Annotated in this window: 25 protein-coding genes; 14 read left to right on the top strand and 11 right to left on the bottom strand. The window is 71.5% G+C overall.

Going from position 1 to position 21,383, the window contains the following annotated elements; translation table 11 throughout:
- Positions 1 to 8 precede the first annotated feature (8 nt).
- The 11 genes from ACFWXC_RS46135 to ACFWXC_RS46085 all read right to left on the bottom strand — a co-directional run bounded on the left by ACFWXC_RS46135 (position 9) and on the right by ACFWXC_RS46085 (position 9,782).
- Positions 9 to 521 carry a hypothetical protein gene (locus tag ACFWXC_RS46135; protein ID WP_384489056.1) on the bottom strand — a complete coding sequence of 171 codons (513 nt, stop codon included), beginning with the start codon at positions 519 to 521 and terminating at the stop codon, positions 9 to 11.
- 56 nt (positions 522 to 577) lie between these two features.
- Positions 578 to 1,363 carry a hypothetical protein gene (locus ACFWXC_RS46130; RefSeq protein ID WP_384489054.1) on the bottom strand — a complete coding sequence of 262 codons (786 nt, stop codon included), beginning with the start codon at positions 1,361 to 1,363 and terminating at the stop codon, positions 578 to 580.
- A 140-nt stretch (positions 1,364 to 1,503) separates the two neighbouring features.
- Positions 1,504 to 3,018, bottom strand: a complete 1,515-nt coding sequence (locus tag ACFWXC_RS46125) for a VirB4 family type IV secretion system protein (RefSeq protein WP_384489052.1) — start codon at positions 3,016 to 3,018, stop codon at positions 1,504 to 1,506.
- 44 nt (positions 3,019 to 3,062) lie between these two features.
- Positions 3,063 to 3,422: a hypothetical protein gene (locus tag ACFWXC_RS46120; RefSeq protein WP_384489050.1), complete on the bottom strand. Its 360-nt coding sequence runs from the start codon at positions 3,420 to 3,422 to the stop codon at positions 3,063 to 3,065.
- Positions 3,423 to 3,446: 24 nt separating this feature from the next.
- A complete protein-coding gene (locus ACFWXC_RS46115) occupies positions 3,447 to 3,917 on the bottom strand; it encodes a DUF6238 family protein (RefSeq protein WP_384489048.1) in 471 nt (156 codons plus the stop codon).
- A gap of 59 nt (positions 3,918 to 3,976) precedes the next feature.
- Positions 3,977 to 5,446 carry an SCO6880 family protein gene (locus ACFWXC_RS46110; RefSeq protein WP_384489046.1) on the bottom strand — a complete coding sequence of 490 codons (1,470 nt, stop codon included), beginning with the start codon at positions 5,444 to 5,446 and terminating at the stop codon, positions 3,977 to 3,979.
- Between the two features lie 85 nt (positions 5,447 to 5,531).
- Complete coding sequence (locus ACFWXC_RS46105; protein WP_384489045.1) at positions 5,532 to 6,890, bottom strand: ATP-binding protein; 1,359 nt, start codon at positions 6,888 to 6,890, stop codon at positions 5,532 to 5,534.
- A 36-nt stretch (positions 6,891 to 6,926) separates the two neighbouring features.
- Entirely contained in the window at positions 6,927 to 7,613 is a 687-nt protein-coding gene (locus ACFWXC_RS46100) for a hypothetical protein (RefSeq protein WP_384489043.1), read from the bottom strand.
- Entirely contained in the window at positions 7,613 to 7,921 is a 309-nt protein-coding gene (locus ACFWXC_RS46095) for a DUF6112 family protein (RefSeq protein ID WP_384489041.1), read from the bottom strand. The genes ACFWXC_RS46100 and ACFWXC_RS46095 overlap by 1 nt, the downstream gene beginning before the upstream one ends.
- A 243-nt stretch (positions 7,922 to 8,164) precedes the next feature.
- Positions 8,165 to 8,533 (bottom strand): hypothetical protein, encoded by a 369-nt coding sequence (locus tag ACFWXC_RS46090; protein WP_384489039.1) that lies wholly within the window; start codon positions 8,531 to 8,533, stop codon positions 8,165 to 8,167.
- Positions 8,534 to 8,666: 133 nt separating this feature from the next.
- The gene (locus ACFWXC_RS46085; RefSeq protein WP_384489037.1) at positions 8,667 to 9,782 is read right to left on the bottom strand and encodes a C40 family peptidase; all 1,116 of its coding nucleotides are present in this window, start codon (positions 9,780 to 9,782) and stop codon (positions 8,667 to 8,669) included.
- Between the two features lie 527 nt (positions 9,783 to 10,309).
- Between ACFWXC_RS46085 and ACFWXC_RS46080 the strand changes: the two genes are divergently transcribed.
- The 14 genes from ACFWXC_RS46080 (at position 10,310) to ACFWXC_RS46015 (ending at position 21,232) form a co-directional block, all read left to right on the top strand.
- Complete coding sequence (locus ACFWXC_RS46080) at positions 10,310 to 11,065, top strand: DNA-methyltransferase (RefSeq protein ID WP_384489035.1); 756 nt, start codon at positions 10,310 to 10,312, stop codon at positions 11,063 to 11,065.
- Positions 11,066 to 11,315: 250 nt separating this feature from the next.
- Positions 11,316 to 11,858: a DUF4913 domain-containing protein gene (locus ACFWXC_RS46075; protein ID WP_384489135.1), complete on the top strand. Its 543-nt coding sequence runs from the start codon at positions 11,316 to 11,318 to the stop codon at positions 11,856 to 11,858.
- Complete coding sequence (locus ACFWXC_RS46070; protein ID WP_384489033.1) at positions 11,855 to 12,340, top strand: hypothetical protein; 486 nt, start codon at positions 11,855 to 11,857, stop codon at positions 12,338 to 12,340. Before ACFWXC_RS46075 ends, ACFWXC_RS46070 begins: the two co-directional genes overlap by 4 nt.
- A 19-nt stretch (positions 12,341 to 12,359) precedes the next feature.
- The gene (locus ACFWXC_RS46065; RefSeq protein ID WP_384489031.1) at positions 12,360 to 13,061 is read left to right on the top strand and encodes a hypothetical protein; all 702 of its coding nucleotides are present in this window, start codon (positions 12,360 to 12,362) and stop codon (positions 13,059 to 13,061) included.
- A 57-nt stretch (positions 13,062 to 13,118) separates the two neighbouring features.
- Entirely contained in the window at positions 13,119 to 13,829 is a 711-nt protein-coding gene (locus ACFWXC_RS46060; protein WP_384489029.1) for a hypothetical protein, read from the top strand.
- 150 nt (positions 13,830 to 13,979) lie between these two features.
- Entirely contained in the window at positions 13,980 to 14,339 is a 360-nt protein-coding gene (locus tag ACFWXC_RS46055) for an SH3 domain-containing protein (RefSeq protein ID WP_384489027.1), read from the top strand.
- Between the two features lie 103 nt (positions 14,340 to 14,442).
- Positions 14,443 to 14,913 (top strand): hypothetical protein, encoded by a 471-nt coding sequence (locus ACFWXC_RS46050; RefSeq protein WP_384489025.1) that lies wholly within the window; start codon positions 14,443 to 14,445, stop codon positions 14,911 to 14,913.
- A gap of 23 nt (positions 14,914 to 14,936) precedes the next feature.
- Complete coding sequence (locus ACFWXC_RS46045; RefSeq protein ID WP_384489133.1) at positions 14,937 to 15,359, top strand: hypothetical protein; 423 nt, start codon at positions 14,937 to 14,939, stop codon at positions 15,357 to 15,359.
- 10 nt (positions 15,360 to 15,369) lie between these two features.
- Positions 15,370 to 15,780: a hypothetical protein gene (locus ACFWXC_RS46040; RefSeq protein WP_384489023.1), complete on the top strand. Its 411-nt coding sequence runs from the start codon at positions 15,370 to 15,372 to the stop codon at positions 15,778 to 15,780.
- A gap of 52 nt (positions 15,781 to 15,832) precedes the next feature.
- The gene (locus ACFWXC_RS46035; RefSeq protein ID WP_384489021.1) at positions 15,833 to 16,681 is read left to right on the top strand and encodes a winged helix-turn-helix transcriptional regulator; all 849 of its coding nucleotides are present in this window, start codon (positions 15,833 to 15,835) and stop codon (positions 16,679 to 16,681) included.
- Positions 16,678 to 17,193 (top strand): regulator, encoded by a 516-nt coding sequence (locus tag ACFWXC_RS46030; protein ID WP_384489019.1) that lies wholly within the window; start codon positions 16,678 to 16,680, stop codon positions 17,191 to 17,193. Before ACFWXC_RS46035 ends, ACFWXC_RS46030 begins: the two co-directional genes overlap by 4 nt.
- Before the next feature lie 92 nt (positions 17,194 to 17,285).
- Positions 17,286 to 18,413, top strand: a complete 1,128-nt coding sequence (locus tag ACFWXC_RS46025; RefSeq protein WP_384489131.1) for an MFS transporter — start codon at positions 17,286 to 17,288, stop codon at positions 18,411 to 18,413.
- A 402-nt stretch (positions 18,414 to 18,815) separates the two neighbouring features.
- Entirely contained in the window at positions 18,816 to 20,078 is a 1,263-nt protein-coding gene (locus ACFWXC_RS46020; RefSeq protein ID WP_384489017.1) for an ATP-grasp domain-containing protein, read from the top strand.
- A complete protein-coding gene (locus tag ACFWXC_RS46015) occupies positions 20,075 to 21,232 on the top strand; it encodes an MFS transporter (protein ID WP_384489015.1) in 1,158 nt (385 codons plus the stop codon). Before ACFWXC_RS46020 ends, ACFWXC_RS46015 begins: the two co-directional genes overlap by 4 nt.
- Positions 21,233 to 21,383: the final 151 nt, after the last annotated feature.

The following is a 21,383-nucleotide window of genomic DNA, read 5'->3' as shown; positions in this document are numbered from 1 at the left end:
GGGCGGGGTCAGCGGGAACGGGAAGGGGGAGCGGCTGCTGCGACCGACGGCGAGGGCACGGTCGCGGCCGGTGGGGTGCGGGTGTCGGCGGCAGTGCGCAGGCGCTTCGCGGCGCGGGCGAGGTGGATGCGGCTGTCGCAGAGGCGGTCCACGAGCCGTTGCTGCTCGATGGCGGTCGCCCGGGTACGGGCAGGGCCGGGGGCCTGGTGGGCGAGGTCGGCGAGCTGGCCGAGGTGGTGGACGGCGGCGCCGAGGGCGGCGAGCGCGAGCCCGGCGGGTGCGGCGGCACTCGCGAGCGCGAGGGTCGTACGGCGCACCGTGGCCGTGGGCCGGGTCGGGTAGCTGGTGGCGGCCCGGTGACGGAATGCGCTCTCGCCGGCCAGGAAAGCCAGCAGGCGGGTCAGGTGGCGGACTTCGTCGTCCAGGATGTCGCTCAGCGCCGGATCAGGGTGGATCTGGTCGGGAAGCGGAAGCTGGTCGGAGACGGCGTTGAACTTGTCGGCTATGTCGTGCAGCAGCATCCGTTGGTCGGGATCGGACGCGGACAGCGGTAACTCCTTGAAGCCGAGGCGGTGTTCTACCGCCGGGCGGCGGACTTCAACGCGGTGGCCACCTGAGTCCTGCTCGCGGCTGCCGGTGCCGCTGTGGGAGGCGGAAGGGGTGCGGCACGGCGGAAGTTGACCCCGATTCCCTGGAGTGTGAGCTTCTGGGCTGCGAGTTGGACCAGCAGGGCGCGCTCCGTGTCGCTGTAGGAGGCTGGCAGCACGAAGGCGAACTCGTATGGCCGGTACTGGAAGTGGCAGCCGAACAGCGTCGTGCGCGCTTCTTCGGGTACCGCGTCGTATGGTGCGCCCACCACGCCGTCCGGGTACCAGACGAGTGTGAGGGTTTGCGCGACCTCGGGCGCGGGCTGGCGGTGCGGCGGTTCGGGCTGGGCGAGGGCGCTGTCGCGGACCGCGGCCAGGGCGGCCCGGTAGCGGGGCAGGAGGCGGCGGGTGACATGGGCGGCGGCGCGGACGGCGTTGCTGGGGACGGCGATGCCGTTCGGCTCCCGCACCGGGGAGATCTGATGGGGCCTGAAGCCCTGGGGTTCCAGCGGGGCCACCACGAACTGATGGCGGTAGCGGGGCCGGTCGGTGACGTAGAGCTGCTGTCCGGCGGGGCCGTGCAGGACGGCGTCATGGCCCAGGGCGTACTGGCTGACGATGTAGTCGACATGGCCGACGTCCCAGAGCCGTTCGATGGTGGGGAACTGGTCCTCGAAGGAGCGGTACCGGTGGTACTGGCTCGTCCACGGGCCAGGCAGGCGTTCGGCGAGGGCGGCGGCGAAGAGGGACAGCGAGGTCGGGCGGGGTGCGGGCATCGGTTCCTGAGGTGCTGCGGCGGGTGTCCCGGGCGCGCACGATGAAGTGCAGTGTGCCGTCCTGAGCGACGGCGAAGGAGCGCAGGGGCTCGGTCGGACTGGGCTGTTCAACGTTGGTCACGGGGTTTCCGTTCGGGTTTTCAGCGCAGCCGAGCGTCGGTGTCGAAGAGCGACAGCTCGTGCGGATGGAGAAGATGCTGGACGATGAAAGATCGTCCGGCGACCTTCCACAGGCCGCGCCCCCGGTTGAGATGGGCGAGCGCGTCGCTCTCCACCGAGGTGAGGCCCAGCAGGGTTGCTGCGGCGTGGAGTTGGTCGCTCTCCTGCCGGTAGATGATGCGGGTGGAGCAGTCGGCGAGGAGCCCTTCGGCGAGGGCGCGTCCGCGGGATCCGGCGTCGCCGGCGGTGAGCAGGTCGGACAGCCGGTGGATGACCATGAGGTTGGCGATGCCCAGGCCGCGGCTGAGTTTCCACTGGGACTGCATGCGCTGCAGCAGGCCGGGGTGGCGCATCAGGCGCCACGCCTCGTCGTAGACGATCCATCTCCGACCCCCGTTCGGATCGGACAGGGCGGATTCCATCCAGGCGGACGCGCAGGTCATGGCGAGGACGAGTGCGGTGTCGTCGCCGGCGCCGCCCAGGCGGGACAAGTCGATGGTGAGCATCGAAGAGGTGGGATCGAACGTGACGGTGCTCGGGGCGTCGAACATCCCGGCCAGGTCGCCGTGGACGAGGCGGCGCATGGCATGGGCGAGGTCGCGGGAGGCGTCGCCGAGGCGGCCGGACATGACGCCGCCGGCCGCGTCGAGTTCGTCCGGGTTGTTGAGGGTGGCGGCGATGTCGCCGAGCAGCGGGGTGCGCCCGGTGGCCGCGGCACGGGTGACGACGGCGTCGAGGGCGACGTCGAGGCCGGTGTGCTCCATCGGCAGCAGGTCCCGCCCGAGGACGGTGCGGGCCAGCGAGCCGAGCAGCAGCAGACGCCGCTTGCGGATCTCGCCCGCCCAGTCCGTCTCGGAGACCGACGGCGGTCGCGGGGCTGCGTCCAGCGGGTTCAGCCGCCCCGGCAGCCCCGGCCCGAGCGCGATGGAGGTGCCGCCCAACGCTTGTGCCACGGGCGTCCATTCGCCCTTGGGGTCGCACGGGACATAGACCCGGTAGCCGAAGGCGACCGACCGCAGCGCGAAGGACTTGGCCAGCGCCGACTTCCCCTGCCCGATCACCCCGGCCAGCAGCACGTTGGGGTTGGTAAAGCCCTCCACCTTGCCGTACAAGGCGAACGGGTCGAAGCAGAAGGAGGCTTCGGCGTGGACGTCGCGCCCGATGTAGATGCCCTCGGCACCGAGGCCGCCTTCGGCGAGGAACGGGTACGCCCCGCTCGCGGTGGCGGTGGTCATGCGATGGGCGGGCAGCTTGAGCCTGCTGTGGCGGGCGGACGCGGGGCCGGGCCGCCCGGATGGCGGGAAGAGGGGCGCCGGCATCGCCTGTTCCTCGACGGCTGCGCCCCTGGCGTGGGCGGTTGCTTCGGCGCGTGCTTTAGCGGCGGCCTCGGCGAGCTGTCGGCGGGCGGCTTTACGGGCGGAGCGGTCGGTGTGGTGCGGGGTGAACAGGGGGCTGGCGCTGGCGCGGCGGGCACGGCGCGCGGGCCGGTGGCTCATGACGGGGCGGCTCTCACGGGGCAGCATGCTGGGGCGGGACGGGGTCAGACGACCGGCGAGGCGGTGAACAGAATCGGAGCCCGAAAGCTCTTGCCGTCGCCCGACCAGTCCACCTGGATGTAGCCGTCGGCGAGGTAACGGTACGGGCCCGCCTTGTACTTGAAGGTGCCGGTCGAGTACGAGCCGTTGCCGTTGCTGCTGCTGTGTTCGAGCGCGTGCTCCAGGCCGGTGTAGGCGCCGGACTTCACGACGGGGTCTCTGCCGCTGACGCTCTTCTTGGTCTGGAGCTGGAACTTGGCCTTGTTGAAGGTCAGGGTGGAGCGGTTCTTCGCTGTGTACGGTTCGTCCCAGTACACGGTGGCGGTGGCGTGGATGTAGCCGCCGGAGCGCTTCGGGGCGCGCATGCAGGGCCTTTCGGTGGTGCGGGGTTACCGGCTGCAGGTGGTGGTGTGGCCGTGCAGCGGGGTGTTGAGATCGCTCGGGGTGGTTTTGCGTCGGACGGCGTGACCTGCGGCGAGGTGGCGCTGGCAGATGGTCAGGACGGGCGGCCCCTCGGGCAGCCGCTCGGGGCGGCAGCTCGTGTCCGTCACGGGTTCGTCTGCGGTGGGCAAGAGGTGGAAGGCGTCGTGTACCGCGGCGGCGGCCTGGAACAGCCGGGTGTGCGCGGTGGCCAGATGTCGGCCGGCGGCGGGGTGCGGGGGCCGGGTGGTCTCGGCGAGCTGGTCGAGCAGGTGGTGCAGCGCGGTGAGATGGGCGTGCAGCACGTCGAGGTGCGCGCGGTCCGCGGGTGAAGCGGTGTGCTGGGTGCGAGGGGCGAGGGCGCGGGCGTGGTGGCGGATGCCGGCGCTGGCGGCCCGCAGGTACGGGTACGCGTCGCCGAGGGGAAGAGCGGAGGTCAAAGGGGGAGGAGTTCCTTCCTGCCGCGGTGGCAGGATGTCGGCCGGCACCGGGGCGGGGCTTACAGGGCCGAGCGGGCGAGAGGGAGGGCGCCGAGCGTGAAGGCGTCGGGCTGCTGGTAGTAGAGCCTTCTAAGATCGACCTGGGCGGTGACGGCGGCGGTCTCGATCTGTGCGCACGCGGCATCCAGGAGCGCGTCGGTTGCGGCGGACACGGTGAGCAGACCGGTCAGCGCGATGTCCGCGTGCCCGGCGATCAGCTGCCGTTCGCGGGTCTTCACGTCGGCGTATTCGACGGAGTCGGCTTCGGAGTCGACCTGCCCGCGGCGTGAGCGCTCGTTGGCGTCGGCGATGATCGCCGCCTTCTTGCGCTGCACGTCGCGCATCGCGGACTCGAGTCCCTGCGGCACGTAGATAAGGGAGAGGGCACGGCGGACCTCGGCGGTGAACATCAGGCCGTGCAGGAACCCGGCGCTCGTTTCGGTGCGGGGCCAGTCCTCGACCCAGTAGGTGGCGTGCCGGGCGGTATCGGTGGCGAGCCGGTCGTACTCCTCGACCTGGACCACGGGCCCGGCGGCGGCCGGATCGGCTTCCGCGCGGCCGGCGGGAGACCACTGCTGCAGCGCGGACAGAGCTCTGGGGTCGTAGGCGGTGCGGATGACGGCGGCGATCTCCCGTGCGGTCAGCCAGCCGGTCACTGTCAGGCCGGCGCTGCGCGCGGCCTGGGCGATGGCCGAGGTGGTCTGCTCCATCACCGTGAAGGCGCCGGGCAGTCCACCGCCGGCCTGGTGGATCAGCCGCCGGGCGGCCTTGAGGTCGAGAGAGATCGCCAGATACGTCTCGTGCGGGGCGGCGGCCGGACCCGCAGAGGCGACCAGTTCGGAGTACACCTGCCCGGCGACCGGGGTTTCGGGGCGGCCGTGGTGGGCCCAGTGCCGGGCGAGGGTGTCGCCGCTGTCGGGCACGGTGCGCTCCAGGACCTGCACGGTGGCAACGTGCCCGGTACGGGCGATGCCCGCCAATGCCCGGCCCCACCCTGCGACGTTGTGGTTCTGACTCGCTGGGGCCAGGAGCGCGAACGCGCGTGAGGTGACGCGAGCGACGGCGGTGAGGGTCTGACGGTGCGGGTCGTGCACGGCGGCGGCCCCGTTGGCGGAGTCGCCGGGCGTGACCACCTTCAATGAGGCAGCGGTGCCGGGCAGGTGCAGGATGCCGTCCTGGCGGGGCCGGGAGACGGGCCGGGCCAGCCACAGACTCTGGCCGGTGCGGCGGCGGTGGGCGTAGCGGGCGACGATCGGCGCCCAGTCGATCAGGGAACGTCCGTTGCGGCGCACCGCCACCAGCGCGGCGACGACGGCCCAGACGGGGGTCAGGACGAGCGCGCCGAGCAGCCCGGTGGTCACCACCGTGATCAGGAGCAGCGCCAACGCCGCGGACACGAGCGCGAGTTGGGGGAAGGAGAGGCCCAGGAGGATACCGCGCCGGGAGCGGTGCGGGAATTTGACCGTGATCGGGGAAGGGAGTTCAGACAAGGAGCCGGTTTCTGGTGGAGCGCGGGGCCGGGACGGCACCCCCCGAGGGGGCGGTGCGGGGTGCCGTCCCGGGGCGGAGGGCGGGTCAGAGGCCGGTGGGCGAAGGCGGCTGCGTGCCGGTCCCGGTCGAGCTGTTGGAGTTCGGGGGCGGGGCGCCCTGCGGCGGCGGAGCCGTGGTCGGCGGAGAGGACTGCCATCCACCCGTCTGGCTGGCCGCGGTGCCGGACCCGGAGACGCCTGGGCTGGAGATTCCGCCCACCTGGCTGCCGGTGTCGTCAGCGACATGCGTCGGCGGGGGCTGCACGGCCTTCTCCAGACCGCTCTTGGTCTCCTCGCTGCCGGACGACGATGTTCCGGAGCTGCTGCCTTCGGTGCCGGCGCTCGGCGTGGGGTGGGAGGCGATGTCCCCCGGGAAGCCGCCGGGGACGGCGTCCGGACCTTGCGGTGCGACGCCCGCTCCGGCCGCGGCTCCGCCTGTGCCGGCGGTGGCGACCGCGGCGGCGGCCTTGCGTCCGGCACGTTCGGCATGCTGACGGGCCATCTGCGCACCGGCACCACCGGAGCGGTGCAGCGACTCAGCGTCGGAGCCCTCGGACGCGGCCCAGTGCACGAACTTGAAGGTCGCGTAGGGGCACAGCAGGACCAGCGCCATGATGACGATGCCGGCCATGACGTCGGCGAGGGCGGCGATGCCGTCCTTGGCCTCTGTCTTGCCCATCGCCGCGATCCCGAGCACGAAGATCACGGTCATCAGGAGCTTGGAGACGACGAGGGTGGCGGTGGCTTCGATCCAACCCTTGCGCCAGCGCCGGGCGGCTTCCCAGCCGCCGCCGGCTCCGGCGAAGACGGCGAGGGTGACCATGACGAGGATGCCGACCTTGCGGGCCACCATCACGCACCAGTAGAGGATGGCGCCGATCGCGGCGCCGATGCCGACGAAGACGGTCAGGAGCCAGCCCAGGCCGGACAGGGAGGCGATCTGTCCCACCTTGACGATGCGCCGCACCGCCGTGGCGATGTCGAGGTTGGCGGCTTTGAGGAGTCCGTCGGAGAGGGCGTCGACGACTTCGATGGCGACGGTGGTGAAGGCGATCGCGGTGAACGCGAACAGCACGCCGGTGGCGGTGCCGGTGAATGCCTGAGTGAGGGCCTGGCCGTCGCGGCGGATCGCGGCGCGTACCAGCTGGGCGCAGAACGTGCCGACCAGCATGATCAGGCCGATGGGGAGGATCATCTCGTAGTTGTCGCGGAACCACGTCGCATTTAGGTCGACCTGGGTGGTGGTGTTCACTGCGTCGGCGGCCAGGTCGGCTGCGGCGGCGGCGAGTTCGCCCGCGCTCTTGGCCATCCAGTTGCCGATGGCCGTGCCGGGGTCGGAGGCGAAGTCGACGGCGTCGCCGACGGCGCAGAGTTTGTCCGCGAGGGGAAGGTCGCAGAAGCCCAAAGGGGAGTCCCTCCTTTCTCAGGTGGGCTGGAGGCGTCAGGGCACGACGCTCGGGGCGATGGCGACCAGGGAGCAGTCCGCGTTGGGGCGGCACTGCACGGCGAGGGTGATGGAGCGGTCCTCGGCTCCGGCTCCGCCCTTCTTCCAGGTGATCTGCTGCTTGCCGGTGACGGTGACGGCGTAGATGTACGCCTGGGTGATCGCCGACGGGTCATCCGCCAGTGCTTCCTTGAACGCCGAGGGGTAGTGGGCCTCGGTGACGGTGGCGGTGGCGTACTGGTTCTGGTCGGCCATCCGCGACCACAGCACCGGATCCGGCACCTGTGCGGCGATCGAGGACCAGTCCGCGTACTTGGTCTCCGACGTCAGCCACGCCCGCATCCCGGCGAGCTGCTCATCGCGGCTGGTGGTGCGGGTGTCGTACGACCACAGCAGAGCGGCGGCGGCCTTGGCGAAGGCGACCAGGTCCGCCAGATGCGGAGGCTTCGCCACCGAACCGGCCCCGGCCGAGGCCGACGGACCGGCGGACGCGGCGGTGCTGCTCCTCGGCCCGGAGGACGGAGCGGCGGCCTGGTTGTCTCCGGCTGTGGTGCGCCCGGAGAGCAGGGCGACGGCGGTGGCGAGGGCCAGCAGGACGGCCAGGCCGATCGCGATGGCGGTGACGCGCTGCCGGGTGGACCAGCCGAGACCGTAGCCGGACAGGGAGAGGGGTAGTTTCGGCATCAGTGGACCTGCGACCCCAGGGCGGAGAAGAACGCCACGATCCCGTTGGCGGCGCCGAGGCCGAGGGCGGCGCCGGCCGCGATGACGGCGCCCTTCTTGCCGTTGGCCTCGGCCTGGTGGCCGCCGGTGTGGTGGCCCCAGGCCCACACGCCGAGGGAGACGGCGAGCGCGCCGACGACGGCGACGATCGCGAAAAGGTTGATCGAGTTGACGACGTTCTTCAACACCGCGAGGCCGGGAAGCCCGCCGCCGGAGGGTGTGATGCCGGGGTCGTAGGCCAGGTACTGCACGGTTGAGAGCAGGTGCAACAAGGCTCCTAGGGCACGCCGGAACCGGCGCGCGGGGGATCACGGAAAGAGAGGAAGGACGAGGCGACTGCCTGGAGACGGACGGCCGACCAGCAAGGCGGAAGACAGCCGGCCCGGTCGGCATCCGCGCGCGGGGGGAGCGGACACGGAAGGCGTCGCGCCGAAGCGGGTGGCGAGGCCGTGTATCGGGCACTGCTGCCGACGGCGCTGTGGCTCAGACTCCGAACAGGCCGTCGGGGTGCGCTACTTCGGGATCGGCGGCTTCGGCGCCGGGTTGGTCTTGTACGGGTTCGCGCAGTTGTAGATCATGTAACCGCGGCCGATCTTCTTGCCGTCCGACTTCCGGGTAACGGTGCCGCGGGTGTACCAGGTCTTCTCGGACTTCTTGTAGACCCACTGGTCGTAGACGACCTTGTCGTGGCGGTAGCCGATGCCCAAGACCGTGGCCGTCTTCGACGGGGCCTTGCGTACCTTGACGGCGCTACAGCTGATGGTGGTGGTGCTGGTGTCGTACGCCTGCGCCGCGGTAGCGGTGGCCAGGCCACCGGCGGCGACGGCCAGGCCCAGGGAGGCTGCCGCGAGGGCACGCTGGGTGCGATGGCGGGTTATCAAGTAGACGCTCCGAACTGTCAGGAAAGGGGAATAGGGAGCAGGACGGCGTGTCCTGCGGGGGCCTATCCGCGGAGGTGCGGAACAGGCCCAGGGGATATCCGGGTTAGGAGTCCCGCCGAGCCCCGGCCGGGGGTCAGATGACCCGGCGGGCGGCGAGGATGTCCCAGTCCGCGAGGGGCGTGATGCGCACTGGTTTTCCAGTTCTTGGTGCCTCGATCGCGAGTCCCGAGCCGATGTACATGCCGACGTGTTCGGGGCGGGCTGCACTGCCGCGGGAGAAGATCAGGTCGCCCGGCTGAAGGTGCTTGACGGAAACGGCCTTGCCCTCGTTGATCTGCGTGTACGTGGTGCGGGTGAGGGTGATGCCGGCGTGCTTGTACGCCTGCTGGGTCAGCGAACTGCAGTCGCAGCGGCCCATCGGGTCGGGGCCGTGCGGCGCGGTGCAGGTGCCGCCCCACTGGTACATCGTGCCGAGCTGCGCCATCGCCCAGGCGATCGCCTTGCGCGCCTTCGGATCGGCGTCCTTGGGGATCGAGTAGCCCCTCGGCACCGACCCTTCCGGGATGGTGCCGTACCCCGAGCCGTTCTCCGTCGCCGCGCAGGACGTAGCGCTGGAGGCGGTGTCCGTCTCACTGGTGTCCTGGCCGGCGTCGGGGAACGTCGCCGCGATCGCCTTCTGCAAGGCGGTCGCCAGCTCCTCCCACTGCGCGTAGGCGTCGGGGTATGCCGAGCGCTGGACCGCCTGGGCGGCCTGGGCGACGGTCAGCTGCTGCCAGCCGTCCACCGCGAGCAGATGCTTGTAGAACTGGGCGGAGGCGTAGACGGGGTCGCGGATCTGAGTGGCGGTGCCCCAGCCCTGGCTGGGGCGTTGCTGGAAGAGCCCAAGGCTGTCGCGGTCACCGGAGCTCAGGTTGCGCAGCCGCGATTCCTGCATCACGGTGGCGAGCGCGATGATCTGCCCCTTCTTCGGCACGTTCAGGCTGATCCCGGTGGCCACGATCGTGCGGGCGTTGGGGATCTGCTCCTCGGGCAGGGACAGCCCCTCGACACGGACGGTCTTGGCGTCCGCGCCGTTGAGGATCTTGGTGACCTGCTCGACGACGGCGTCGGTATCGACGTCGCCCACGCACGTGAGGGAGGAGTAGGTGCTCTGGACGGCCTCGCTGCTGGTGGCCATCAGCATGGCCGTGCCGGCGAGGAGGAGAGGGGAGAGGACGAAGACGCCGATGCCGGCGGCCACGCCCTTCAACCGGCGGAGCCTCCCCGTCGGCGGTCGCGGTCCGGGGGCCTGGGCAGGGGCGGGTAACGAGGCGTCATCAAGGGTCCTTGGGATGCGGTGTCCGGCGTGCCGCGTGCGCGTGGCGTCGTGGAAGGGGGCGCGGCGGCCGGGGTGGGCGATCGAGTGCGTCGGCTGGGCGCAGGCGAGTTGCCGCTCGCTCGGCGGGGCCGAAAGGCGCTAGGTGCGCCGGGGCAGGGGGAACCTCCAGGAGGCAAAGAGGAGAGAGCCAGCGGCGGTGTGCGCCGGGCGGTTCAAAAACAGTAGGCCCGAATCGGCCGTTGACCAAAAAGTCTGCGGGAGGTGCCGGATTCCGGCCCCTCAGGTGGGCACTTCTTGGTCGTCGGCCGATTCGCCTCTACAGTTTTAGGACTCCCTCGCCCTCCCCGGTCTGCGGCCTCGGGCTTCTGCATGCCCGTATTCGGCTCCGCAGGGACGTCCTGTGCGAGGCGGTCATTCCCTGCGCATGCGCATTCACCGACCCGAATCGGGGCTCCTCTTTGCCTTTTTCCCTGCATCAGGGCGACGCCTTGAGCGTCCTTTCCAAGCTTCCGGACGACTGCGTCGATTCCGTGATCACCGATCCGCCCTACAACTCGGGCGGGCGGACCGCGAAGGAACGCACGAGCCGGTCGGCCAAGCAGAAGTACACATCCGCCGACGCCCAGCACACGCTGCCGGACTTCACCGGCGAGAACATGGACCAGCGCTCCTACGGGTTCTGGCTGACGCAGATCATGACCGAGGCGCACCGGCTGACCAAGGTCGGCGGTACTGCGCTGCTGTTCACCGACTGGCGGCAGCTGCCCGTCACGACGGATGCGATCCAGGCGGCCGGCTGGCTGTGGCGCGGCGTGCTGGCCTGGCACAAGCCGCAGGCCCGCCCGCAGAAGGGGCGCTTCACGCAGAACTGCGAGTTCGTCGTCTGGGCCTCGAAGGGGCCGATCGACGGCTCGGCCAACCCGGTCTACCTGCCGGGCATGTACTCGGCCTCGCAGCCGTCCGGTTCGGTCCGGCGGCACATCACGCAAAAGCCCGTCGAGGTGATGCGCGAGCTGGTCAAGATCTGTCCCGACGGCGGCACGGTGCTCGACTTCTGCGCCGGTTCGGGGTCTACGGGGGTCGCCGCGCTCCTCGAAGGCCGGGACTTTGTCGGCGTGGAGAAGACCGAGCAGTACGCCGCCGTGGCGGCCGACCGGCTCACCGGGACCCTCCGCGAGACCCTCACCCAGGACGACCTGATCCTCACCGCCTGACCTGTCAACAGGGTTCATTCCAGCGAGAGTTGGCGACTTTCGCAGTTCCAGGCCGATTTCCCGGGCGGACCTCGCCCTTCCTGCGAGTCGGCCTGTTCGTCACCGCTAGGCGTGTCCTGCCATTCCCACGGCCGAGGAGGCCATTGCTTTCATGCCTGAATCCGTAGAACCCCTGGATGAGAGGGAGTTGGAACCGGTCCGCCTTCCCGACTCCCAGTTGGAGGGAATCGAGGCCAGTGTGCGCAGGCTGATGGAGGAGTCGGCGCAGCAGGCCCGCCAGCTCGACCATCTCGCCGCCGCCCCGGCACCCGGCGGATCGCCGTTCGCCGCCTTCGGCCTGCCGGGCTTCGGAGGACCGCCCCCGGAGCCGCGTCCCATCCTGGAACTGGAGGGCGAGGCGTACGAAGACGAGCTGGACGCCCTGTCGGACTGGGTGGACGACTGGCTCCTGCCCGTCTACGGGGCCGAGGTCACCACGGCCGCGCCCTGGTGCCCGCAGTGGCAGGAACATCAGGACGTCGTCGCTTGGCTGCACGCCCTGTGGATGGCCTACCAGCAGCACAAGGATCCCGAAGCGGGCCTGTCCGGCATGGCGGTGTGGCACCGGGACTTCCTCACCCACACCATCGCCGCCGTCCGCGCGCCCGCCGGACCTTTGTCGGCCTGCATGACCTCCCCGGAGAGGCCCGCGCACCGGATCCTTCCCGGCCCGCCCCCGTCCGCACGCCCGCCGAAGACGACCACGCAGCCCGAGCCACCGGACTCCGGCGAACCGTACGAGCTGACGGCATGAGCGGGGGACAGCCACGGTCGGTCTTCGGTCTGAGCTTCGATCCCCGCGCCCTGACCGATCTGCTCCGGGCCCCCAGCGACATCCGCGACCTCACCCTGGCCTACCTGCAGGACGTCGTGAACGGCCAGCACTTCGGGCCGCGGCTGACGGGCGACCTGGAGGGCTACCGCAAGCTGGTCGTGGACGCCCGCAAGGACTGGCGGGTCGTCTACGGCCTGCGGTCGGCCCCGGAGGGCGCGGTGCACCAACGGGAGATCTATGTGGTGGCCGTGAGGCCCCGGGCCGGCAACGACGTCTACGACGAGGTCGGGCGGCGCCTGGGCATGTCGCGCCGCCCGCTGAGCGCGCGCACGCATGCGGCGCGCTCCAGGCCACCGCAGCTCGCGGCCCGGGGCCCTGTCCCGAGGCCCGGTCCCCTGCCCTCCGCGATGCCGGGTCTGCCCCGTGCTGCGCAGAGCCCCTCGCACCGTCACATCCTCTGAGTACCTGGAGTTCCCACCCATGCCCCGTGAACCCGCGTCGGCAGCAGACCGGCGCGCGTTGTCCTCGCTCGATTCCCGGATCGAGGCCGCCACCGGTCACGACGTCGACACCCTGTGGGCCCACCGCGACCGCGGCGTCCTCGACGAACCGCACATCGACCTGGTCGACCGGCACCGTGAGCTGGTCCAGGCCGAGACGGGCGTGACGTTCTACCGAACCCTCCTGAGCCGTCTGTCCAGCGGCGAGTTCCCGATCGACGCCGCCTTGTTCCTCCGGATCGACCGCACCGTGGCCCAGCTGCGGGACGCGGCCGGTGTCCGGGATGCCGCCGTGCGACGGGTGCTCGCAGCGCTGGAGCCGATCGAGGCCGCCGCCCGCACGGTTCCCGGAGCGGCGGCAGAGTCGATCTCAACTGCCGATCAGGCGGCCCTGCTGGCCATCGCCGGTGGCGCCAAGCTCTATGAGCACCTCCTGACTGGCCGTCTCGCGGTCACCGCGGCTTCCGGCGCCCGCATCCCCTACGCCGAACTGCAGCGCCTGGTATCTGGCGGTCTGGTGTCCGTCGACACGAGCCACCCCGTCCACGCCAGACAGCCCGTCAGCCTCACCGGCGCCGGCCGGGCCGCACTCGCCGCCGGACGCCGTCCCCCGTCAGCCGGGGCACAGACGGTGGCGACGCGGCCCGGAAAGTGGCCGTCCACCCCAGCACCCCGGCGCTGACTGACCACCGAAAGGGTCTTGTTGCCCTCCTCTGCACCACCGCCTGCCCCGGGCGGCATGCCTGAAGTCGACTTCGACGTGGACGAACTCGACGCCGATGAACGGATCTCCCGCGACTTCTACCGGCAGGTCCAGGTCAACGAGGACATGCTCGTCCCGCTCGCCGAGCACCACACCGCCGGCCGTGAGCACAGCTACTACGTCCTGTTCGACCGCACCGCCACCTTGGGCCACCCCGGCGTCCCCCGGTACATCGCCGTCCACCTGCACCGGCACCACGAACGCCAAACGTTCGACTTCGAGAAGGCCCCGCTGCCGCTGCCCTCGATGGCGCAGTCCTGGCTGATCCACCGCGGCTGTCCCGCCGACGCCATCACCCTCGACCCCGAGCAGGGGCCGCCTGCGGCGGATGAGGCGACGCGGGCGCTGGAACGACGCCTCGCGGGCGACGGCGACCACTACGCACTCGGCTACTCCTACACCCGCGACGACCCGGACGACATGGTCACCGTCGTCGTCCTGCGCGCCCTGGACGAGCGAGCCGCCTCTCCGTTCCGCGTCGTGGTCGAGGAGGTCGACTCCGGCGCCTGGACGCACACCCTGCGCGAGGGCGCCTTCACCACGGTCGAGGGAGCCCTGACGTGGTGCGACGACCGGCTCACCGGCACGGCCGGCCCCCTCCCGTCGGTCCGGCCGGCCACGTCAGCGACCCGCCCGTCACTCCCGCCCACGGCCCCTATTCCGCGTTCGCTGGGCAAATCGCGTTGATTAACAACGTCGACTGGCGCGGCGCAACATAGCCGACGATCGCCGGTTGGCCAAACCGGCGATTCTCCGGACTCTATTTACGGCCGACGGGACAACAACCCCGGCCGATTCTCTCCACCCCCTTCTTTTCTGCTCGGAGGTTTCTTCCGCATGCGTTCCACCCGAATGGGGATATCCGCAGCCGTGCTCGGGGCGCTCGCTCTGCCGGTCGCGTCGGCTTCGGCGGCCACCGCAGCCCCGGTATCAGTTGCCACGGTGCTGCCCGCATCGTCCTGCACCAGCAACCCGTACCTGCCGTGGGCCATCCACGGCACCAGCGCCGTGACCATCCGCTCGAAGGCCACGACCGCGTCCACGGCCGTCGGCATCCTCTACAAGTCGCACGCGTTCACGGTGCACAAGACCGCCAAGGGTGCGAAGTGGGTGTACGTCACCGACAAGACCACCAAGGCCAGTGGCTGGGTGTCCGGCACGTACGTGTACCGCGACGTCCGCACGTGCCTCGACTGACGGCACTCGGCAGCAACCGGACGCTTTATAAGCCGAGTTGGCCACTTTTCGCATTCTCACGCCTATGGGGGCCGATAGGCCCCTGCCGTGAAGGAGTTCTTTCTTGTCCGACGAGATATCCGACGGCACGGTCGATGTCGTGGACGTGCTCACCGAACAGATCGAAGCCCGTTTCGGACTCAGCATGGAGCAGTTGAAGGCCGCCGTCGCCGCAGCACCGGCTGCCAATCCTGACGCCACCGACATCGTCCGGTGGCACGGGCTTCTCCTGGAATCCCAGACGGTCCTCGACCGTGCGGAGCACGACCTCATGGTCGCGCTGGAGACCCAGCCCGACCCTGTCGCCGACCCGACACTTGCCCTGGTCCGCCGTGTCGAAGCCGCCGTGGTCGCGCGCGACGGGCGGGCCCAGACGCTGCGGTGGTACCTGGATCCGACGGCCCCGGGCAAGCAGGGCCTTGCCGCCGAACGGCTCGCCCGCCTCCGCGTCAACCGCCGGGGTCCGGCCGTGCCGACCAGCGCCCCGCCCCGTCCGGCCAATGCGCCGCAGGCCGCACAGGGCGTGACACGGTGAGCACCCGACGCAAGCCCAGCTCTATGGACGCCCGCCTGCATCAGGTCTTCGACGCTCCGGTCGACGACCTGCACGAGATGGCGGTACGGCCGGATGCCTCCCCGGCCCTGACCCGCGCGTTGGAGCTGCGGTCCTTCCTCGCCCTGGCCGAGGAACAGGTCGCCCGAGTCCGTGCCCGCGTGCACGACGCCGCGGCGGCCGATCGCGACATGGGCGAGCTGTCTCCCGAATCACTCCGGTTTGACGCCGAGTGGCTTCAGGCGGCACTCGACGCCCGCGACGGTTACCGCGCCGCGATCGACACCCTGCTGCGCACCATGCCGTCGACCGGCCACCGCCCCCGGCCCGTCCACACGGCACAACCCCGGATCACCACCGCCCCCTCCACGGCAGTAGCTGCCCCGGCACCGCAGCGTGCCGGGGCAGCCCGGGCCCGGCAACCGTGAAAGCCCCCGATTGCCCCACCTGACGTCCACCGACATCGCCGGACGCATCGAGGACCTGTACGGCGCCCCGCTCGCCGATCTCGCCACCCACGCGCAGAACCTGCCGCCCGGCATGCTCTCCGCTCTCCTCGGCCTGCACCACGGCCTCGCCCTCGCCGAGCAGAGCATCGCCATCCACCGGGACCGGCTCGCCCAACTCGTCGATGGCGAGCAGCAGATCGGCACACACGAGGTCTCGCACGTTCTCGACTGCGCCCGCCGGCTCGCGGAAGCGGTCGCCATCCGCGACGTCCAAGCCGCGACGGGACTGGCCGTACTCCAGAGCCTGGGGCGGGTCACCGCCCCCGAGCCGTCCCCGGCGCCCGCGCCCGCCATGCCCGCGCCTCCCGCGGTGGCGGCTAGCGCTGCTCCGAGCCGCTGACCCCTTCACGGGCATTCCCCATTCTTTTCTTCCTCCCCCAGGAGTTGCTCCCTTGGCCCTCACCGGTCTGCCTCCCGATGCCGACACCGACATCGCCCGGGTCTCCCAGGCCCTCGCCATGATCACTCCGCGCTGGAACGCACGGGTCCTGCTCGCCCTCGACGCGCAGCCGCTGCGCTACAAGGAACTCGCGCGCAAGGTGTCCTGGCTGCTCAACGGCCAACTGCATCTCAAGCTGCGGCAGTTGTGCGATGCCGGACTTGTCCAGCGCACCGAGCACACGACCCGTCACGTCACGTACGGCCACACCGACCGGGCCGCCGCGCTGCTGCCGGTCCTGCCGCTGATCGTCACCTGGGCCGAGAAGAACCTGGAGAAGCCGGAGAGGCCGCTGCCCGCGATCGAGCAGATCGAGGACGGCCTCACCCTCCTGACCCGGCGGCACGCCGTCGCGCTGCTGTGGGTGCTGAAGGTCCGTGGGGAGAGCAGCGGCCGGACGCTGGCCCGGATGGTCATGCCCGACAGCGACTGGACCAACGTCTACCCGCCGCTGCGCCAGCTCGTCGCCGACGGCCTGGTCGACACCAACGGCAGCGGGCACCCCTACCGGCTGTCCGCCGCCGGCGACGCTCTCGGGCCCGTCCTGGGCGCACTGTCCGCATGGTCCGCAGGGCAACCCCTGCGGCAGGCCGCACACCACCCGGTCTGGGGACGGCCGGACGCCCCGCCCGCCGCGCAGAAGTGGGTCAGCAACCCGTCGCGGCTTCCCGCCCCGACCACCACGCCCGCACCGACCACCCGCCACAGCCCCTCCCCGGCCTTGCAGCACGGCGGCCTCTTCTCACACGCCACCCCCGCCCGCCCGACGGCGGCCCTTCCGGCGGGAGGACCGCGCCGATGACCACCCTCTCCACGACCGATGTCCAGCACGCGCACGCGGTCCTGTCCTCGCCGACCCTGATCCGCCTGATCACCGAGATCGACGACAACGGCCCCATCCCGCCCCGCGCGCTGACCCGTACCCTCGCCGACGTCCTTGAGGACCGCCTGCGGCACAGCGCCGACCAGGCCCGCGTGCTCGGTCTCGTCCACGTGCAGCCCGGCGCCGGCCTCAGCCTGACCGCCTTGGGCGAGGAACTGGCCGACGTGTACGACGCGCTGGCTCGCTGGGCTCGCCGCCACAAGCGTCCGGCGCCGGTCTGCGACTTCACCAGCCGGATCCAGCACACCCTCGCGCTCCTCACACAGCCACCGGCACGCCCCTCGCGCAGCGGACCCCCTCGGCGTGCCGAAGTTGTCCCGGCCAACTCGGTGGCAGACGCGGACTTCGCCCGGCTGCGCCGCCTCCTGGAGGAGTGGCTGCACACCAATCCGCAAGTCTTCGGGGCCGCCGAGCCCGAGACAGCCGCGTGAGAGCAGGCTGCGCTCTGCAGGTCCGCCGCCCCGCCTCGCCCCTGGTGCGCGGGGTCTACCTGCCCCGGAGCGCCGACGGCGCCGCGTTGGCCATGGCCACCTACGGCATTCCGCTCATCGTGGTGGCGACGACGGGGTCGGCGACGCTGACCGGACTGGCCTTCGCCATGGAGTGGCTGCCGCGGCTCGGCGCGTTCACGGTGGCCGGCACCCTCGTCGACCGTCACGGAATCGCCCGCGTCTTCCGTACCGCCTGCGTCCTCCGGGCCTTGGTCGTCCTGGTGGCCGCGCTCCTGCTGGCCGTGCACAGTAGGGGAGGTGCGGCGGTGGTGACGGTGATGACGCTCGCCCCGCTGACCGGCTTCCTCACGGAGTTCAGCTATGTCGCGGCGGAGAGCGCAGGCGGCGAGGCGAGCCGGACGGCCGGTGCCCGGGCACACCGGGTGCAGTCCGTGCTGCTGGGGATCGACCAGACGGCCATGCTTGCCGGGCCCCTGGCGGCGGGCCTGCTGCTGGAACACGGCGGACCGGCCGTCATGCTCGGCACGCTCGCCGCGTTCTCCGTCCTCGCTGCCGTCCTCGCCCCCAGCCACCGGCCCCTGGCGAGGGGTGTGGTGAGCAGCAAGGGCGGACTGCGGACCGGCTGGCGCACCCTGCGGGAACTTCCCGCTCTCGCCTGGCTGGTCGGCGGCCTGGTCGTCTCCAATACGGCCGTCGCCCTGCTCCAGGCGGCGCTGCCGGTCATCGTGGTCAGCGAACTGGGACGCTCCAGCGCCCAGGCCGGACTCATCTGGTCCGCCGCGGCCCTCGTCTCCCTGCTCGCCATTGCCGCCGCCCGCCGGGCGATCGACCGGTGGGGCCTGTGGCCGGTCGGCGCTTCCGCCGCCGCGATCGCCGCCGGAGCGACCCTCGCCATCGCCCACACCCATACCTACCGCGGATACCTCGTGCTCATCGCCGTCCTGATGGCCGGCGAGGGCGGCCTCACCGTCGTGCTGCGCACCCTGCGCTCACGTCTCATCCCACCCGACGTGTTCGCCAGCACCCTCGCCGTGACGATCCTGCTGCTTCTGCTGCCCTTCCCCGTCGCGGGACTGCTCGTCGCCGCCGTCCCAGCCGCCCAGCTCGGGCACGCCATCACCGCCGCCGCCCTCCTGCAGGCCCTCGGCCTGACGACCGCCTTCGCCCGGCTGCGCACCCTCCCCGCCCGATCCGCCTGACCTCCCGCTACGAGAGGCCCCCTCGCCGCACATGCCCACCACCATCCAGGACGGACTTCCCGGCCTTGGCCTCCCGCCCCGGGACGGACCTTCCATCACCGACCAGTTCCGCGCGTTCGACACCCGGCACCCCTGGGTCTACCGCGCCCTGGAGCAGCTCGTCGCCGAACGCCTCGGCCAAGGGGCGACCCGGGTCGGGATGAAGGCACTGTTCGAGGCCCTGCGCTGGCGCCACCCCCACGGCGTCAAGGGCCTCAACAACAACTACACGGCCCTGTACGCACGCCAGTTGATCGCCGCGCACCCGCACTGGGCCCGTGCGATCGAGACGCGCCGCCGACGCAGCCCGCGAACCCCTCACCGCCCCACCGACCGCCATCCAGATCATCGAGGAGCCTGTTCTTGTCCGACCGCCCCACCGTCCTGGTCGTCGCAGCCGATCGGGAAGCCGAGGGATACCGCGGCACCTGCCTTGAGTCCGTGGCCGCCGCCTACGACGTCGTCCTCATCACCGGCGAGGAGCCCTCGTGGGAAGTGCCCTACATCCGCGACTGCGTGGTCGTCGCGGACCCGACCGACCCGGCCGCGCTGTCGGCGGCCGGCCGGGTGCTGGCCGAGCGCCACGGGCTGGCCGGGGTGTTCACCTGGACCGAGTGGTGTCTCGTCCCGGTCGCCCGCCTCGCCCGCCAGCTCGGCCTGCCCACCACGGGTCCGGAGGTGATGCAGGCGTGCCGCAACAAGGCCACCGCCCGCACCCTGTTCGCCCGGCACGGTGTCCCCTCCGCCGCCTCCGTCAGCGTCCGCAGCCTCCAGGAGGCGAAGGACGCCGCCGTGCGGATCGGCTACCCGGTCGTCCTCAAGCCCGCCGCACACGCGGCCAGCATCGGAGTCATCCGGGCCGATACCCCCGAACAGCTCTGCGTAGCCTACGAGTTCGCGAACAGGGCGGCCGGGCTGGGACGCGAGAGCCGCAGCGTGCTGGTCGAGGAGTACCTCGACGGTCCCGAGGTCTCCGTCGAGTGCGTCACCTACCGCGGCGAGACCACCGCGGTCGCCGTCACCCGCAAGACGGTCGGGATGCCGCCGTTCTTCGAAGAGACGGCGCACTCGGTCGACGCGGCCGACCCCCTGCTCGCCACGGTGGCACCCGCCGCGCGGGCGGCGATCCGCGCGCTCGGGATCACCGACGGCGTCAGCCACGTCGAGATACGCCTGGTCGACGGCCGCCCCCGCCTCATCGAGGTCAACGGCCGCATCGCCGGCGACATGATCAGCCGCCTGGTGAACCTCGCCACCGGCATCGACCTGCCGCGGGCCGCCGCCGACATCGCCTGCGACCGCGCCCCCGACCTCACCCCCACCCGCGCCTCGGCCGCCGCGATCCGCCTCCTCTACACGGACACCTCCGGCACCCTCGACCGCCTGGCGGACGAGGGCGACCGGCCGGCGTGGCTGGAGCGCATCCACTTCCAGCACCACGTCGGCGACGCCCTGCTGCTGCCCGCCGACGGGGGCGACATGTTCACCGCCCGCATCGGCTACCTGATCACCACCGGGCCCACCGCCGAAGCGGCGCAGAGCCGCGCCGAACAGGCCCTCGACAGCCTCGACATCCACATCACACCCCGCAGCCCCGGTGCGCTTGCCGATGGTCGGGGCGCATGAGCCAGCCGACTGCCCCGGCCCGCCGCGAGCGGATTGTGCTCACCGGCTACTTCCTGGGACTCGGCGCGGTGATGGCTCTTTGGGGTGCACGGATGCCCGCCGTCCAGCACGCCTCCGACCTGAGCACCGCACGCCTGTCCTTGGTGCTGCTGGCCGCCGCCCTCGGCATGGTCGCCGGCCTTACCACCGGCGGGCGGCTCGCCCGGCCCCAGCGGCTGCCCGCCCTCACGATCTGCGGCGGTGCCGGCCTCGCCGGATGCCTCGCCGTCCTGGGCCAGTGCACCACCCTCACCTCGCTGATCCTTGCTGCGCTGGCATACGGAGCCGCGCACGGCAGCCTCGACGTCGCCCTCAACACCGCGGCAGTGCGATGCCAGAACGCCATCGGCGGGCCCATCATGGCGTCCCTGCACGCTGCCTACTCCGGCGGCGCCCTCGCCGGTGCCGGCCTCGCCGCCGCGACGGCCCGGATGCCGCACACCACCCTCTTCCTGGTGACCGGCCTGGTCCTGACCGCCACCGTGTTCTCTACCGCATCACGCACCCGCGCTCTGACCGGGACCGGGCAACCGGCGGTGCTCACCGGGCGCGGAGCCGACGACGGTGGCCAAGGGTTGCCGGCAGCGAAGCTGTGGCTGCTGGGCGCCCTGGCCGCCGCGATCCTGCTCGGTGAGGGAGCGGCAGCCGACTGGGCCGCCGTCCACCTGCACAGCCTGCACGCCACAACAGCGGTCAGCGCCACGGCGTTCGCCCTCTACAGCGCCGCCATGCTGGGCGGACGGCTGACAGGCGACAAGCTCACCGCCGCCGTCGGCGTCCCCACCGTGGTCCGCGCCGGCGCGCTGCTGGCCGCGGCCGGGCTGGCCACCGGCGCGTCGGCCGCCAGCGTGCCGCTCGCCCTGGCCGGGTGGGCCCTCTTCGGCCTCGGGCTGTCCACCACCATCCCCTCGCTCATCACCGCCGCCGGCGCCGGCGGCCCCACAGCGGTGGCCACGGTCTCCGTCACCGGCTACCTCGGCCTGCTCGCCGGTCCCGCCCTCATCGGCACCCTCGCATCCGCCACGTCCCTGTCCACGGCCCTGTTGCTGCCTGCCCTGCTTGCAGCGGCCGTCGCCACCCTCGCCCACCGTGCCCTGGAGACTCCCGACCCTTGACCCGCACCACCAACGCACACCCCGGTCCCGACGCCGCGGTCCTCGACTACAACGGTTAGTACTCCAGTGCGGTTTCGTGATCTATCCAGCAGGTTCGTCGGCGGATCGTCGTTGGTAGTGGCGGTGTCGGGCTGTTGCCTGGTGGCGTCTG

Source organism: Streptomyces sp. NPDC058683, from assembly GCF_042716195.1.
In the GTDB taxonomy this organism is placed as follows: domain Bacteria; phylum Actinomycetota; class Actinomycetes; order Streptomycetales; family Streptomycetaceae; genus Streptomyces.
The sequence above is the reverse complement of the archived record's forward strand: the minus strand, read 5'-3'. Positions and strand labels throughout refer to the sequence as shown.